Origin of the sequence: uncultured Mailhella sp. (assembly GCF_963931295.1) — a bacterium.
Taxonomy (GTDB): domain Bacteria; phylum Desulfobacterota; class Desulfovibrionia; order Desulfovibrionales; family Desulfovibrionaceae; genus Mailhella.
The window spans coordinates 1085122-1100870 of record NZ_OZ007001.1; the positions used below are offsets into that span (position 1 = coordinate 1085122).

At 48.2% G+C, this 15749-nt stretch carries 12 protein-coding genes; 2 read left to right on the forward strand and 10 right to left on the reverse strand.

Features of this window, described 5'->3' with window-relative positions; all coding sequences use genetic code 11:
* Nucleotides 1-2: 2 nt before the first annotated feature.
* From ABGT79_RS04360 to brxF, 3 genes are read right to left on the reverse strand one after another with little or no spacing between them, the layout of a single operon-like run.
* The gene (locus ABGT79_RS04360; protein ID WP_346665176.1) at nt 3-2834 is read right to left on the reverse strand and encodes a DNA methyltransferase; all 2832 of its coding nucleotides are present in this window, start codon (nt 2832-2834) and stop codon (nt 3-5) included.
* Between the two features lie 45 nt (nt 2835-2879).
* Nucleotides 2880-6611, reverse strand: coding sequence for a DUF6079 family protein (locus ABGT79_RS04365; protein WP_346665177.1), 3732 nt, complete (start codon nt 6609-6611; stop codon nt 2880-2882).
* Nucleotides 6612-6613: 2 nt separating this feature from the next.
* Nucleotides 6614-7219 (reverse strand): BREX-3 system P-loop-containing protein BrxF, encoded by a 606-nt coding sequence (gene brxF / locus ABGT79_RS04370; RefSeq protein ID WP_346665178.1) that lies wholly within the window; start codon nt 7217-7219, stop codon nt 6614-6616.
* Between the two features lie 366 nt (nt 7220-7585).
* On the opposite strand from brxF, the gene ABGT79_RS04375 reads away from it, so the two are divergent.
* Nucleotides 7586-8110, forward strand: coding sequence for a tyrosine-type recombinase/integrase (locus tag ABGT79_RS04375; RefSeq protein WP_346665179.1), 525 nt, complete (start codon nt 7586-7588; stop codon nt 8108-8110).
* 199 nt (nt 8111-8309) lie between these two features.
* On the opposite strand, the gene ABGT79_RS04380 is transcribed toward ABGT79_RS04375, so the two are convergent.
* Complete coding sequence (locus ABGT79_RS04380; RefSeq protein WP_346665180.1) at nt 8310-10034, reverse strand: DUF262 domain-containing protein; 1725 nt, start codon at nt 10032-10034, stop codon at nt 8310-8312.
* A 348-nt stretch (nt 10035-10382) separates the two neighbouring features.
* Nucleotides 10383-11567, reverse strand: a complete 1185-nt coding sequence (gene mobV / locus ABGT79_RS04385) for a MobV family relaxase (protein WP_346665181.1) — start codon at nt 11565-11567, stop codon at nt 10383-10385.
* On the opposite strand from mobV, the gene ABGT79_RS04390 reads away from it, so the two are divergent.
* The gene (locus ABGT79_RS04390) at nt 11566-11769 is read left to right on the forward strand and encodes a hypothetical protein (protein ID WP_346665182.1); all 204 of its coding nucleotides are present in this window, start codon (nt 11566-11568) and stop codon (nt 11767-11769) included. The two genes, mobV and ABGT79_RS04390, sit on opposite strands and share 2 nt — an antisense overlap.
* Nucleotides 11770-11773: 4 nt before the next feature.
* Here ABGT79_RS04390 and ABGT79_RS04395 read toward each other — a convergent pair whose 3' ends face one another.
* The 5 genes from ABGT79_RS04395 to ABGT79_RS04415 all read right to left on the reverse strand — a co-directional run bounded on the left by ABGT79_RS04395 (nt 11774) and on the right by ABGT79_RS04415 (nt 15690).
* Complete coding sequence (locus ABGT79_RS04395; protein ID WP_346665183.1) at nt 11774-13561, reverse strand: AAA family ATPase; 1788 nt, start codon at nt 13559-13561, stop codon at nt 11774-11776.
* Complete coding sequence (locus ABGT79_RS04400) at nt 13554-13772, reverse strand: AlpA family transcriptional regulator (RefSeq protein ID WP_077073114.1); 219 nt, start codon at nt 13770-13772, stop codon at nt 13554-13556. The genes ABGT79_RS04395 and ABGT79_RS04400 overlap by 8 nt, the downstream gene beginning before the upstream one ends.
* 124 nt (nt 13773-13896) lie before the next feature.
* Entirely contained in the window at nt 13897-14352 is a 456-nt protein-coding gene (locus ABGT79_RS04405) for a hypothetical protein (protein ID WP_346665184.1), read from the reverse strand.
* Between the two features lie 141 nt (nt 14353-14493).
* Nucleotides 14494-15248, reverse strand: a protein-coding gene (locus ABGT79_RS04410) for an IS5 family transposase (protein ID WP_346664755.1) whose coding sequence is annotated in 2 segments (ribosomal slippage) — nt 14494-14915 and nt 14915-15248 — 756 coding nt in all. Because the reading frame shifts where the segments join, the coding sequence is not laid out codon by codon here.
* A gap of 10 nt (nt 15249-15258) precedes the next feature.
* Nucleotides 15259-15690: a hypothetical protein gene (locus tag ABGT79_RS04415; RefSeq protein WP_346665185.1), complete on the reverse strand. Its 432-nt coding sequence runs from the start codon at nt 15688-15690 to the stop codon at nt 15259-15261.
* Nucleotides 15691-15749 lie beyond the last annotated feature (59 nt).

Genomic DNA, 15749 nt, shown 5'->3' on the forward strand with positions numbered 1-15749 from the left:
CCTTATTCCCCTCCCATCCTGGTTACTGCCTGGTCATACCACATGAGCAACTTGGGATCTTCTTCCATGACATTGGTAGGAAGTTTTTCAGCCACGGCAATGATAACGGCATAATCGCGTTCCTGCCAGGCTTTCTTAAAGCCAGCACGGACTGCCTCCAGACGAAATACCTTGAGCTTCTTTTTTGCCTCTTTGTATTCCTCGAACTCTTTGAGCAACGCCTTTTCGCGCAGCTTCTCCAGGTCTCCCGCCTTGCGGGGATCGGGCACATACCAGCGGTCACGAGCCTTGGCGACCAGGGTCGGATCATCCTTGGACAGATTACGCAGCTCTTTCCAGTTGGTGGAAAGGTAGGCGTGTATCTGCTCGGGCACTGGGCCTTTGCCATCGTAACAGAGGAAGTTCTGGTTCAACAGTTCGCGCAGATCGAGTTGAGACTCGTTTTTACTCCAACCTCCCAGTTGCTGCATGAATTGCGGGTTGATGTCAGAAAAAGTCTGAGGCTTTTCCTTGATGAGCTGACGGAGCCACTGAATGGCGGATGCCTCATCAGAGACAAACATGGACATCTGCTGCAATTCACTCGATGTCATCTTCTTACGATCATATTCCGCAACCTGTTCTGCCAAAAAATACATACCATCCCGCTCTGCAAAGCGCTGTGCAAGACCAACCTGAAAATCTTGGCTGGAGAGCGGAACTGGGTAACCCTTGCGGACATAATAGGCGACCATTTGGTCAAACAAAATTCGTGGATCCCGTTCCAAAACAAATTGTAACGAGGCTCCTTGTTGCTTCGTAACTGGTAGATATTTCAAGTGAGTACGGACAAAATCCCAAACACCTTCTTCGTTTTGTACCTCTTTCTGAAAACGATCTTCAAAACCTCCATTAGGTTTATAAGCTGAGATAACAAGATCTTGTTTGACGGCTGTGGAATAACTCATTGATTTTATTCCACCATGTTTTTTATCTAATATTGATGTGTTAGAGATAATAAATCCTGCATCTGAAATAGCAGACTGTATACTATTCCAAACACTTGCACGAGTATTTGAAAATTCAACAGTTATCCACTTGCCAGGTTTTAAAACTCGATATGCCTCTAAAAAACAATTTAGCATTATTCTTTTATAATCTTGCAATGTCTTTTGTTGAATATCATTTTCGACGGCTTCAGGGAGTGAGTTTGTTGAAACACGAAGCCATCCTTCCCATATAGTATTTAGCTCCGAGTAGTTAATATTTGCTCCAAATGGAGGATCAAAAAAAAGATAATCAACTGAGTTAGATTCTATACTATGAATATCAGAAGAACTCTGGGTAGATATTATATTTCCAGAAATTTTCCACCCTTTTTTGATTAATTTTTCTCGAAAGAGAGAAAATGTAGACTGTTCTACCTGTTCACTTGGAATATAAAGAGTCCCAGTCATAGGCCCATTAATCCGTCCAGTTGGATTATATTTATTAATAATAAATCTATTCATTTTTGTTAAATTTCTAGAAAGAAAATTTGTTAACTCAAACTTAAAAGAAAAGTGATTCCATAATGATGCTATTACCCATAAATTTCTTTTTGTATAAAAATGATGAACATGAGTTAAACCATGTGATACTTTAGGTTGACGTGTATTAAATCCATCTTGAAGTTCATTTGTTGGAAACCAATAAGGAATTTCCATTGATTCAATTTTTTGAATTAAAGCTATATCATCGGCATCTGGAGTCTTATCAAAGCGTTTACTTCTGCCTGTGCTTTCGTTGAGCACAGAGTAATTGATAAGTACAGGAACCTGTTTAGCCTGTCGGATAGTCTGCTTAATAGCAGCATCGTATTTTGTTATCCAAGAACGTTCCATTCCGCGTTTAGTTAGCGTTGCACCGCAGTGCGGACAGGGAAATGTATCACGTACCACACCAGCAATACTATCTACAGCAACATCCCAGAACACTAACTCCCGAGAGCATTCCGGACAAATGAATACATCAGACCATACAGTATAATTAATAGTTCCAATTGTTTTGACCGTCTTGGTAATTCCTTTGACGGTTTTTGTCTCATAATGTGCAGTCTGATACATCCAACCGCATTCTTTTTCTACCTCGTTCAAAACGCGTTTTGCTTCTTTGTCGATTTTTTTCACATCTACGGGAGTATTGTAATTGTAAGCAATGAAAGTCGCTGCCGGTGAGAGATCATTAAGAATTGCTTTACGTATACCAAGTTTTGAAAATGGCCGCCAAATTTTTTTGCCATCTTCATCGCTCTCTTCCTTCAAAATGGTTCCATCAGGTTTCACCTGGTACCCAAGAGACAAAACAACTTCACGATCCCCGCACATCTGCGCGGCAACTCCCGTCATACCGGTTCCACAAAAGCCATCGAACACGATATCCCCCGGCTCTGTGTAATGGAGAATATAGCGCATGATGGCCTTGTGCGGCACCTTGGTATGGTAGGAATGTGCGTTGTAGATGGGATCGTTCTTCCCCTCGCTGACATCAGCCGCAAAGGGTTCACGGTGATAGTGATAACCTTCAGGCTGCTTCGGCTTCTGGGCTTCCCACTCAGCAATGAAGTCAGCAATCCACGGATTCGGACAGGCTGTATAGTACGGCGGATCACTTAAAGTCAGGATGTCCTCATCGCTGCCTATGGGAAAGCCTTCAATCTTGCGGAATTCTGGATCCTGGAGCTTTTTGCGCAGTTTCTCAGTGAAATAGGCGCGACGTGCCTCATCATTTTCAAACGTCATGCCGAGACAGATCACCGGGTCGCAGGGCTTCTGAGGTGCTTCAGGCAAAGTGTTAAACAAACTGAGTTCTTTCATCTTCATAATCCTTGTCTTTCGTCTGATGTCTCAGCCTAGTCGCTCTTATTCCATGACTATCCGCACCTTGGCCTGGTCCTTGCCTTTGGTGAGCTGATCAAGGTATGCTTCAAAACGTTTCTTCATCTCTGCCGGAGTGGCCGGACCGTCGGCAGCCTGCAGAGCTTGTTGCAACTCACGTGCCTTGACAGTGACTTTGACCAGTCCAGAAAGCACTTCCTTCAAAGCATAAACAAAATTACTGTCCAGCGGCATGGGCAGTTCCCTGGACTTCATAAAGTCTTCCAGCCTATCGCGGTCATCGATCTTCAAAAGATCCATATTGGCTTGGGTGATCGGATCTTCCAGATTGCTGAGGATGGTAGATGTCCAGGCCTTCACCATAGTGTCGAGTTGGGCATCCATCTGATCTATCACCTGTGAGCCAGCCGATATACAATGTTCCATCGAAGGCCGGAATCCACAATGGGGACAAATGGGCGATTTTTCGAGGTCCTGATTGGTCAGGGCAAAACAACTTTTCAGTCCAGCCAGACGAGTCTGGTAATCATTGAGCTGCTGCCTGGGCATCAGGTCGATACCGGCCAGCTTGAGCAGTGTCTGCAGCCGCTGATCATTAAGCAATCCAGCCTTACGCTTATCGTCGTTCACACCAAGTCGGGCTTTGGTGTGAAGGCTAATGTAGATAGTGATGTAATCCTTTTTCAGTCCTTGCAGTTTGTCCCCGATGCTTTTGGACTGACTACGCAGCTTGGTCACATTGATCTGCTTGAGAATATCCAGCACATCCTGCCGGATAGTTTTCATGCGGTCCACCCATTCATGTTCGGGAGGCAACACGGCCTCTGCTGTGGAGAGCCATGACACTGTCGGGCTGAAATTCATGATAAACTCATGCAAGGTATCCAACTCATCAAGTGATTTCACAGCCTTTTCATGAGCCAGCACTTCGGAAACGCTGTAGCGGAAATTTTTCAACTTACCCGTAGTAGAGTACCCCTGCAGCGATTCAAAAAACACCTTGGCACCGTCCAGTCCGCTGACCTGGCTAGCCAAATCTGTAGTCACGAGCAGATCCACCCCCCAGAAGGAAAGCCCCTCACGCAGGGTCTGCTGAGTCATGACGATACGCTTGACGATCATGCTTACCGCCTGCTGCATGTTTTGCACAGGCTCGTCCTTTCCCTGGGTAACAAGCTGGGCCATGCCCGGTGTCATGCCGAGCAGTTCAAACAGAACCTTAATTGCAGGCAAATTCCATTCTTTGGGTTGCTCCAAGTGTTTAAATCGCGTCAGCTCATCCATACTGGTTGCAGCCAATTGCTGTAAGCCGGTGGCATCGAATTTTTTACCTGGGATGGCAAACACGACATCCCCAGAATAGACCAGAGCTGCTACCAGCACGCTCACCCATTCGGGTTCCAGACGAAAACCTCCTGGGTTCATGTATTCCAGCCCGTGGTCGTCCTGAATAATCTCACTACGGTTGACAACCTGACCGTACCCCTTGGCCTTGACGACATTAAGGATGAACTGGGCATACTTCGACTTGCAGGGAGCAATTTTTTCACCATCAAGCAGATCAAGGGCATCCAGCACGGCAGTTGCCTGCTTGGTACGATGCTGTCCGGCGATGGTCCGCAGAGCCTCCTGCGCGGCCTGAGCACGATTTTTATCGGTAATCAGGATTGAAAAGAAAGGATATTCTGGAGCCTGATTCTCGAAATTAGGAGCTAAACAGACTCCGGCGATGGTGTTGACCAGGTCACGGAAGTTGATGGTCTCATGGGGCGACAGACCAGACAGCTCTCGGATAGATTTCCCCTTGGCCCATTCGGTCATCGACTTGGTACGCCCCTGATATGTGACGTCAAAGGCATCACTCATGTGCTGCTGTAGCCAATGAACCAGCTTCCTCAGAAAACCGTTGGCCTTTGATTCATAGGTGGCCTTAGCGTGGCCCGATGAAGTAGCTGCAAGGTCCAGCGCTGCCGCGTAGTTCTTCAGCGTAATCTGGAATTCCTCATCTGTAGTTTTCAGGCGGAAAAAGAGTTCGTCACTGGCCTTATCATCCTTAAAGCGTGGCGGGTCATTGGGCTGGAGGAAATAAAGGTAAAAATCCCGCTGTGGCACAGCGGTGGAACGCTCGTTGGGAGCACCAAAAAAGAGGTATCCGGTACGAGTCGTATTGTGCTCCTGCCAGACCAGTTCATGCTGCCAGATTTTGTAACCGGTGACATACGTCACATCCTGGCATTCCATGACCCGCTTGAGAGCCTCGTAATAAAAACGGTCGAGCTGGGCCTGGTCCAGGCTCTCAGCCCTTTTCTCGATCAACGCATCGAAATCGTCAGTCTTTTTGAGATCGAGATAAAACTGGCGATTATCGGCATTAAAGGAGATAAACTGTCCGCTGACCGTTTTGAGTATCTCACGCAGGACCGTTTCCACATGGGTCTGCAGGTCCTTATCAGGTTCATCACCACCCAGCTCTGCGATCAACGGATCGAACAGGAAAAGGCGATCACGCAGCTCTTCGGCAGTCGCTCCCATGGGGGCATAGATGTCACCAGTAGTGAGCCGGTGAACGGACAGAGCATGGATCAGTCTCAACGCCATCGGCTTGTACTGTTTACGAGTAATGGCGTTTTCGATCCGGGATTCCAGCACCTGGCTGCAATCAATGACTGCCCGGATCTCAGGAATCGCACGAAAAGAAGGATTCTGCTTAAGAGTATTCCAGTAGCTGTCGAAGGCGATCAGGCCAGGTTCGTCCTGCGGCACATCCTTACCGAGAATAGCTTTCATGCTCATAGACAAAGTCTTGAGCACCTCGCGCTTTTCCACCACGGTGACCCGTTCAAAAGTATCTATGTAATCGGGATGCACTGGAAAGAGCCGAACAAACTCATCCATACGCTCATTGAGTCCATCATAGTATTTGGCAAAAGGCATCAAATAGTCACGGATTTGGGCTTGTTGTGCGGTAGTCTTTTTAAGCAGACGCTCGGCTACGACAAATTTCACGTCACTACGAGCAATGAGAACTTGCTCGAAACGATCCTTCACCCGACGAATGCTGTCGGCGACAAAAGCAAAACGCGGGCTATCGAAGATGGCTTCCTGAACGCCAGCCATGAAACGGAAGCGTAGGTCCTTGCATACTTCGCCTATCTCGCGCAGAAAGTTGAGGTCGAGTATCAGTTCCTGATCCTTGCGCGTGCGCAGGTAGTCGAGCAACTCATCGACCACCAATAACAGACCATGTTCGGGAAACACTTCGCCGAACTTGGCCATCATATCTTCAAAGGCCCGTTTATGGCTTGTGATGGTTCCGGCTTCGGGGAACTCATAGTCCACCTCAAGCTTATCAAGACCTTCTTCCAGCTCGGCCACCAGAATGTCACGCAAAGACATAGTAGTGGCACCAATTTCAGTACGAATTACCTTGAATCTACCAGCAATTTGAGATGCCGCATCGCGGACACCCGTGTGGTTCAGTTCTTCCAACAAAGAGGCGTCTGCGGCAAGACTGGAGACCACCGACATCAAATGCGACTTACCTGTGCCGTAGTTACCAACAACCAACAAGCCCTTGTTATCGACCGGCATATCGAACTGCAACTGAGGAATGACAAGCTGGATGAGCCGTTCAGCCATTTCCTCAGAAATAACATAGGTGCTCACGAGTGTATGTGCGGCACTCGATTTGTCCGCGTCACGCAACTGAACAACCGACTCGATCGGGTCGAATTGGATAAGGTCTCCGTATTTCATGTTTATTCTGCCTCTCTATTTTCTTTTACCGAATCCAATGTATACGTACCATCCATGCTCACAATAAGCGCATCGACCGAGTCATAGTTGCGGTACTCAGGATGACCGTTTTCGGCGTACAACAGCCTCCCAGATGTTATGACTCCATTCCATGAAGCCACTACAGTTCTTTTTCTTGAGATGGACTGCAACAACCGCAAAGGATCCTGCCGGAGGTTCTTGTCAAAGAGGATTTCGAGATTATCCAGCAGCACAGGTGATTGCATCTGTTCCACGAGCTGATCGAGGATGCCCGGAATCCGAAGAGACCGCTGCTTTACCGTCAGTTCTAACAGTTCTCCTGAAAGCACCAAGTTGACGTTAACAACGGATGAACCGAACTCTTCAGCAACTTTCCGCAGAACGCCTGTTTTGCCAGATCCAGTCTTCCCTACCAGTAATATCAGGCGATAATACAGTCCTTCAGCTGTCTGAATGGATCGTTTTATCTTATCGTGAATCAATTCGGCCATACTTGCCCCTTGCTGCTCTATTTCCGGTTTGTCAGATCTATAAGATGCACCACCGGACAAACTCCAATCATCCAATTCATCTTGTATAAAATCCATCAACGCTCAATGCAATTGGAATAACTTGTTGTTTGATTCAATATAGACTGTCTCATCATTTACATAGAAATATTTATAAATGTCATCGACCGTCAGTCATCTTTCTAATCTACGTGTTCGTTCATTATGTTTTCAGTAAAAACTAAAGTCTCTGGAAACGCCTAACCACGGACACATGGCCGCAAATTCCTTTTCTTCTACCCCCAGAAATTACATTGGCGCATTGTCAAAATCAAACGTTTTATACCGACTATTGTTGCCGGAGCCAAGGGAGATGAGTCCTCATTACTTTAAGAGAGTAATTTTTAAATTAATCAATAATTACAAATAGTAAAGAATATATAAATCCTAATTTTTTATCAAAAGATGTACTCCAACAGAAGTAAAATCTCCCGGCGGACGTGGAACGATGTAAAACTTCAGAAAGAAAAAATCAGGCTGACCGACAACGACTCGGACAATGGAATGGAACGAGTGCGCCGGCTCCGAATGCACTCGGAACTGGTCAAGGCGCCCAAGTGGTGGCGGGATGCCCGCCCATGCAAGGTAGACAATGTGTTCATGTATTTTCAGAACGACACATTTCCGGGGAAGCCGTTCACCCGGCGCATTCACTTCATGGAGCGTCTCTGCCGGAAGGCCCATGTGAAGCCCTTCGGTTTTCATGCCATCCAGCATAAGAGTGCAACCATCACGTTCGTGAGTTTAGGTCTGAATGCCGCCCAGGTTCTCATGGGACATTATCGGGCGACCACCACGGACCGCTATACGAAGAGCGCGAGTCTGTACACGGGCCAGAGCGAAAGTCTTTCGGCTCCGGGAGACAGCGGCATCGGGCAGGTGGTGGAACACCTGCTTAAAACAAACATTCCTCAAGAGAAGGTCTCCTGATGAAAAACCATGTTCTGGACTCCTTCGGCACAGGGACGGCATAACCAAAACTGCCGGAGGGCATATATGCAAAACGCCTTGTGATTTCTCACAAGGCGTTGATTTTTTCTGTGGCGTCCCCGAATGGATAAAAATCCAATGGCAATCTGATGAATTTATTAGCCTTTTATAGCCAGGTTGTATCTAACACCCATAAAAATTAATGTTTTTTTAAATTCTTGTTGGAGCGTGACTGAACAGTAAGATTCCTCTTCAGCCTGTCCTTCATGAGAACTGTTCTTTTTTTGCAAAACTCAACGAAATTTTCGGGTCCATAATCCTTCATGGCTGGAATCAGAAGAGCTTCCCTCTGCACTTTTGAGAGACCTTGCACCCAGGCTTCAAACTTCATGGCACTTTTCTCAATATTTTCGCCATGACCGGCAAGGCGCAAATTTGCCAAGCTATTCACCAAGTCCTGAACTTCCTCTTGACTCTCCCTCGTCGTGAACCCCCAGGTTCTCATATTCCGTTGTGTAAACAAGGATTTTGGATAGAGATGATCCATGTCTACATCGGTATTGTATTCCCTTCCAAAAATTTCATGCAGGACGTAAAACGCTTCTCTGTCATAACGCGTATCTTCAAATATTTCATCAATATCCTGTGATGTAATAGCAATATCCTTAAAGCTGCTCTCGATTTCTTTCAAAGGGAAATTCTCGCTTTGGGATTTGGAAAGGACGTCGCGGTATCGCGAAATCACTGTATCAGAGCTACCGCCAAAAACTTTCATCAAGAGGGCACGGCGCAACCATGTTATGGCGTCTTCGCGCGACTTCTTGTATTTTGCAGCGTGGTCGAACTTCTCTGCTATGTCTTTACTTTTAATATAATAGGCTATGGGTAAAAGAGCATTGTAGGATGAAATAGTATCTTGATTATAACCATAGCCTATAGCAAATCTCATAGTACAAAGAATTGCATCTTTAATTTTTTCCCACTCCGCTTCAATTTTTTGCATATTAACGCGGTTAAAATTTTTCACAATAAATTTTACGTCAAGATCTGAAAGAGTAAGGCAAGCCTTCATAACAAAATCACTTGAAATCTTAAATCCTGCCTTATATGATGCAAATTCATGGGTGATGTTTTCAATTTCCTCACGGGCATCATATTCAGTCCAAAGCGCTGTTGCTGTAGACAGCAAAAGATCGGAGTAAGAAAGAACTGTACCACCACTGTTTACACGGATAAAGATGCTCAATACTTTATCGATATCCTGTTCTTCTTCTACATAATAATTTATAATATCTAAGTTGAGGCATTGGGAAAATTCTGTTATCCGTCGAAATGCAGTTTTTTTAACTTCCAACGGCAGGCTATCCCCTTCCTCGCTCAACATAAATTCACTGGGCTCTTCTGTAAGGAGGCGACCTATTTTATACCATAACTTGCCTTCCCTGCGCCCCTCTTTCGCTTCCTTTTCCGTCAAAAATGCAAGCCCATGGCTTTCGTCTTCTTTCGGTTTTGCCAAATTAAGGTAAAGTTCCCTTTTCTGATAGGCTTGGGGATGATCCTGCCGCAGGTATGGCGTTTTATAGGTATAACTACCCCTCAGACCGATCAGTAGAGCAGTCAGCCTCTGCTGACCATCAAGAACGGCCGTTATTTCCTTTTCACCACTAGGAACAATTTTGTCGTTTGAATTGTCCTTAACATTAAAATCCGTAATGAAATCATAATACTGAAAATCATTAACATGTTCGGTCTTGATTCGCCAGAATAGAAAAGAGCCAATGGGATACCCCCGCAAAATGCTATCAAACAGATTAATGATTTGATCCGGCTTCCATACAAAATGTCTTTGTATCGCAGGCAGTACATAATCCCTTTCCAGAATTCCATTCACTATTTTCTTGATAGATATAGCTTGAAACGGCATAGATCTCTCCTGTGTCGGGGGCGTACAGCTCCGTGCATCATTAAAATTGCTGTTTTGGGATATCTAATTCCCAAAATTACTTAGGCAATTTTTATCGCCGCTTGAATAACGCAACGATCTTCTCACCAATATCCCACATTGCATAAAAGAACTACGAACACCTCATGCAGCTTGTCAAGCCTCTTGCGAATGGCAACGCCTCGATTTTTATGCACACCTATGTCAGACAAAATGTCCTCTTTGACGGTATTTTGCCTTCCGGGTCGAGCGGGACGATCGCCCACGCTTCACGAAGTGAAGCATAGTGGGCTATATCTTCGACCTGTGCGAAGATTTTCCGCCGACCCCCTAGCACATCTTCAAGCCACGTGCAGTCATTGCCTGCTGACGCTCGCTGTCCCGCGCTTCATTCTCCCGCCGTTGCCGTTCCTCTTCCTGGTGCTTGAGCTGTTCGGCCCGCTTGCGCTCCACAAACTCAAGATGCAGCGGTCTGATTTCCGGCAAAAGCAGAAATTCCCGATAGCCGGCCATGATTCTCTTCATTTTCTTCAACTGAGATGCCAGAGCCTCTTTTTCCTCATGACTTTGTTTCCTGTGAGACGTGTATTCCGCTTCAAGGCGTGTCTGTTTTTTGCGCAGCGAGTCCACTTCCCGTTTCAGGATTTCCTTCTCTGTCTGGACAAGATGCTTGACGGCAAGCGCCTTTTTCAGCTCTTCAATAATAAAGGAGGCTTTTTCCAGCACAGACGGATAATTGAAAAGTGAGGCTTTCGGCAAGGAATACTCATCCCGAAGGACTTTTTCCGCCTCCTCGGCCTGCCGCTCATACGCTTCGATGCTCTTTTTCAATTCCTCTTCGCGTTGCCCCAGAATCCCAAGTGACCGCAGAGAATCCCGCATCAGCACAGCGGCTTCCTGCGCCAGCCGTGCCAGTTCCTCCTTCTGTTGTTTGAACTCGCGGGTATCCAGATGCTTTTTGGCGGAACCGGGCGTCTGCTCCACGCCTCGTTCAATGGCAAAACCTCGGCTTTGCAGATAGGCGGGAAGTTCGGATTGCAGTTTTCGCAAACTCTGACGCGTATAAATTTTGTTGGCGTTGAGTCTCCCGTCCTGCGTGACCGGCACATGGAAAAAGTGCATATGCGGCGTCTTTTCATCCATGTGAACCATTGCGGAAACGACATTCTCCGCCCCTACAAAGTCCATAAGAAAGGCTTTGCTCTCCTCAAAGAATCGCCGGGTATTCTCTGGAGAAAGGCTCTGAAAAAAGGTGCTGTCGGAGGTAACGATAAGCCCGCACATGCGCACGGCGTCCTTTCTTACGGCTTTGGCCAACTGAAGAGCGTCAATGCGGCGCTGAATGGCCTCGGTATAGTTTGTCGACGCGGATTCGTGCAGTTCGTAATTCGCTGAGCTTCTGTCGTAGTCAATATCGGGGTTGCTGTGGCTCTCCCGTTCCCGCCGGTTATGGCTCTGGATGCCGCGTATGGCCTCTTTCTTGAACTTATCCATATGGAGGACGAGGTAGGACATGATGAAACTTCCTTGTATCCATGACTGCACCATTTCTGATGCGGCAGAAAAGCGGTACACTTTTCCCGTTCAAGCGGTACAAAAGGGGATGACGTATTCGGACCTGATCGGACTTCACCGGATAACTGACGGATCGAATATTGCGGGTGTACCGCTGTACCACGGCTTAAGAGGCGGTACAGCGGTACACCTGACCATGTGAGCCTTCAGAAATGTTCCTCCAATTTCTTTTTCAGCCTCTGGATGGCCCCCTTGGATTTCCCCATTTCCTCAGCGCAGTCGCGGATGCTGTAGCCTTCTTTTAAAAGTCGTCTCAAGCTTTCCAGTTCAACGTCTTCCAGCTCTCTGACCTGCCAATGCAGCGCATTACCTTCGGTAACCAGATTGGCCTCAAACGGCTTGGCGTCATCACCCAATATGCCCCGTGCCTTGGTCAGGTGGACCTCAAAACGTGCACCTTCGGCCATACTGTATTCCCTGGGTCTGCGCAGGCTGATCACCGTGTCCATAATGTCTTCCCTGGCGCTGGTGCCGCGCTGGTCGCCGGATTTTCCGGCATGATGGATAAGCAGGACGGTCATACCCCTGCGGCGCAACTCCAGCAGCCATGCCTGCATGGTCTGCCAGGACTGCGATTCATTTTCCTTGCCGGTGCGGCACAAGGTAGCAATGTTGTCCAGCACCACCATGTCCACACCTTGCAGAAAAGGCTCAATCATGGTCTGCCCACCGGCAGTGGACAAATCCGGCATGGGACAGGGTTGCAGGTCCGGTGTGATGAGCGCCATGTTTTTCAACGTATGCGGAGGAACGGACATACCGCTGACAAGCGCTGCAAGACGACTCTGCATGGATGTGGCAGGCATTTCCCCATCCACATACAGCGTTCGTTTAGGCATCGGCGCACGCCAGTTGAACACCGCACCGCCGGAAGCCACGGCAACGGCTATGCTCAGGGCGGCAAACGTCTTGCCGATGCCGCGCGGAGCATACAGGATGCCTATCCCTTGAACCGGAAGAATGGGGGATAAAAGATACCCCCGTTCAGGTATGGACATGGAAAGAAACTCCCCCATGTCCAGAGAAATCAGAGACGGACGGGCAGCTGTATGCATGGCCTCTTCCACCTGACGGAGAACTTCCTCCAGCCCCTCACTCTGATGCAGGTCGTTGAAGTCTTTCCCCTCGCCGGTGGTAAACTTGGGCAGGACCAATCGAGTCTGTGCTGCTTGAGCAGCTTCCTGCCCTTTACTGCGGCCTGCTTCATCATTGTCACCACAAATAAGGATGGAAGCCTCCGGGAATCTGTGTCTCACAAGATTGGCCACGACAGGCAGATTATTGGCTGAGAACGTCACATATACGGTGCAGTTGACGGCTAGATGGATGCTTGCTCCCGTAGCATAACCTTCGCAAAGGGCTAGAGGCTTTTCCGACTTGCCGGGAATAATGAAATGTCCTCCCTGTACTTTGCCGCCCGTGAGAAAACGCTTTGTCCCGTCCGGGGCGATATATTGCAGGCTTTGTAAGGTTCCCGATATATCCCTGACTGGAAGGAGCAGCAGACCGCTCCGGGTCTGACGCATATCACCAAGCGCGGGAACGCCTTTACGCCGTAAATATGTGTGTTCCGACGAGCAGGGAAAAGATGCATCCAAGACGCCCTGGGCCTGTTTTGCCGCTGCTTCATACCGGCGGGCACATTCTTCCTCTCGTTGATGACGAATGTTGTGTTGCCGTTTCTGCCATGCTTCCTTTTCAGCCGGGGAGAACGTTCTCTGATCCATTTCAGTAAACGTCCCCTGGTCTCCGCTCTCCCAGTTGCACCACCAGAGCGTGGCAGGAGGGTCAACATGCGCGATGTATGCGCCGTTCTGTTTATGCGGCCTGGTCTGCGTGGGACAACGATGCAGTTTTCCGTCCGCTTCGATGTCAGACGGAATCAAGCCCTTGTCGGTCAGGATGTCCCGAAAATTTTGCAGGGGATTACTCATGCTCTTCCCCCTGCCTGCCAAGACTTTCGATGAACGCGGCAATATCTTCTGCTCTCCAGACCGTGGTTCTGGGACCAAGTTTCACGGGTTTGGGATAACGCCCGGTCCGACAGCCTTCCCACCATGCGCTCTTGCTTATGGGAATCATGCTGAGAACCTGAGGAAGACGCAAAAGGCCGTGGGCGGGGATGGACGGTTGGTGCTGTTTCATAAAAAAATCTCCTGAATCTGTTTGGATTTCAGGAGACTCTGGCACACGTCCAAAGATTCCCGTGAGGGAATCGGACGGGAAAAGAACGGGAACTTCTCAAAAAGACGGGAAAACAGCAGGCTGGTCACGCCTTGACTATGGTGTATGTCTCCGCTTCCTTGAGGAGCATATCCATCAAATTGCGATAGGATTTGTCGTCCCTGTACTCTTTGCCCGCAAGCAAACGTCCCACATGTGTCTTTCTGCCCTGCGGGGTTTTGTGACTGGTCTCGGATTTTTGAGGACCACACCAGTACAGAAGAACATAAGCGATGACCGAAAGAGGATACTTTTCTTTCATGGCGTCACGGACAGCCGCATCCGGCCTTCCTTCCCAAACGGCTCCGGGAATACGAAAAACGAGTTTTCCATCCTGTGGCGACCTTTCACACAGGGGAACTGCCGCCGCTTTGTCGGCAACGGACGATTCCGGCGGAGCTGCCCGTAAAAGGGATTCCACAAGGGCGCGGGTGATGCCTTTTACTTCCCGGCGCAGGGGATAATGGCGGAGCTGCCTGATGGCGGCGTCCCTGTCCACCATTATGGTATCGGTAAAGATATGCGCAATGAAGTGATAACTTGAGGCGGGAATGGAGAATATCGGCTTCTCAAAGAGAGGCGAGTCCGGTGAATACTGCTCGAAGATGTCTTCTGTTTTCAGTCTCTCTAGGTTCAGGACTCATTAAATATAAAAGATGACAATGGCAGCGAGACAAATGGCCGAAAAGAACGTGTGTGCACAACGGTCATAACGCATGGCTATTCTGCGCCAATCCTTGAGTCGGCCGAACATGATTTCTATCTTGTGCCGCTGCTTATAAACCTCCTTGTCATAGACCACCGGAGTTTTTCGGCTGTGTCTGCCAGGAATACACGGCGTGATTCCTTTACGGGACAAGGCATGACGAAACCAGTCGGCATCATAGCCTCTATCCGCCAGAAGCTCCCTGGCCTGCGGCAGAGTATCAAGCAGGACAGCAGCGCCTTTGTAGTCGCTCACCTGACCGCCGGACAGATGGAAGGCCAACGGTTGACCGAAGGCATTGCAGACAGCGTGGAGTTTTGAATTCAGGCCGCCTTTTGTGCGTCCGATACATCGGGAAAGGCCCCTTTTTTCAGCAAACTTGCTGCTGTCCTGTGTGCCTTGAGATGTGTGGTATCAATCATCAAGCGTGTTGTGGAGCCGTTTTGTTCAACAAGCTCCGCAAAAATCCTGTTAAAGACACCCAATCGGCTCCAGCGGATAAAACGATTGTAGAGAGTTTTGTATGGTCCATACTCGCGCGGGGCATCTTTCCATTGCAGGCCATGCTTGATGACATAGATAATGCCGCTGACGACACGCCTGTCATCGACTCTCGGAATGCCGTGGGAACGAGGAAAGTAGCGTTTGATACGAGCAATCTGTTCATGAGAAAGATAAAAAAGTTCCTTCATGGCATCCTCCCTATGCCGACAATAAGAACTTTTTACCCTTTTGGCAATTAATGAGTCCTGAGCCTAGATTGCTGAACAGAAATTCTCGTTCCTTGGGAAAGACAGACGCCGTATCTTCAAAGGATTCCTCAAGAATAACATCCAGTCCATATCGCAGGGAGTCAAGAGGAACAACTGTCGATATCCTTCTGAAAAATTCCATCACATCAAAGCCAAGCAAATATGTCTGAATGCCCGCATCCGGGTCTGGCACTGAAGGAAATTCCGGCATCTGCGTTCCATATGCGACATGGCTGCCCGCAACAAATGCCTGCCAGCAATTTTCATAGGTCGTGTGCCATAGCCCCAGAGGCTGAACGGCGTCAGGCCAGAGTGCCTGAACAAGCATTTCGCCTTCTCTGGCGGTCAGTCCATACGCCTGCCGCACTCTGCCTATGGTCATGTTCTGTCGGTCTGTCATGGAGGAAAGGATACCCTGTCGCCAAAAGATGGACAACAAAA

Bases quoted from the DNA above. Each gene is read 5' to 3' on its own strand.
- ABGT79_RS04360 (WP_346665176.1), bottom strand. From the start codon at position 2,834: ATGAAAGAACTCAGTTTGTTTAACACTTTGCCTGAAGCACCTCAGAAG.
- ABGT79_RS04365 (WP_346665177.1), bottom strand. From the start codon at position 6,611: ATGAAATACGGAGACCTTATCCAATTCGACCCGATCGAGTCGGTTGTT.
- brxF (WP_346665178.1), bottom strand. From the start codon at position 7,219: ATGGATTTTATACAAGATGAATTGGATGATTGGAGTTTGTCCGGTGGT.
- ABGT79_RS04375 (WP_346665179.1), top strand. From the start codon at position 7,586: ATGTACTCCAACAGAAGTAAAATCTCCCGGCGGACGTGGAACGATGTA.
- ABGT79_RS04380 (WP_346665180.1), bottom strand. From the start codon at position 10,034: ATGCCGTTTCAAGCTATATCTATCAAGAAAATAGTGAATGGAATTCTG.
- ABGT79_RS04390 (WP_346665182.1), top strand. From the start codon at position 11,566: ATGATGAAACTTCCTTGTATCCATGACTGCACCATTTCTGATGCGGCA.
- mobV (WP_346665181.1), bottom strand. From the start codon at position 11,567: ATGTCCTACCTCGTCCTCCATATGGATAAGTTCAAGAAAGAGGCCATA.
- ABGT79_RS04395 (WP_346665183.1), bottom strand. From the start codon at position 13,561: ATGAGTAATCCCCTGCAAAATTTTCGGGACATCCTGACCGACAAGGGC.
- ABGT79_RS04400 (WP_077073114.1), bottom strand. From the start codon at position 13,772: ATGAAACAGCACCAACCGTCCATCCCCGCCCACGGCCTTTTGCGTCTT.
- ABGT79_RS04405 (WP_346665184.1), bottom strand. From the start codon at position 14,352: ATGGTGGACAGGGACGCCGCCATCAGGCAGCTCCGCCATTATCCCCTG.
- ABGT79_RS04415 (WP_346665185.1), bottom strand. From the start codon at position 15,690: ATGACCATAGGCAGAGTGCGGCAGGCGTATGGACTGACCGCCAGAGAA.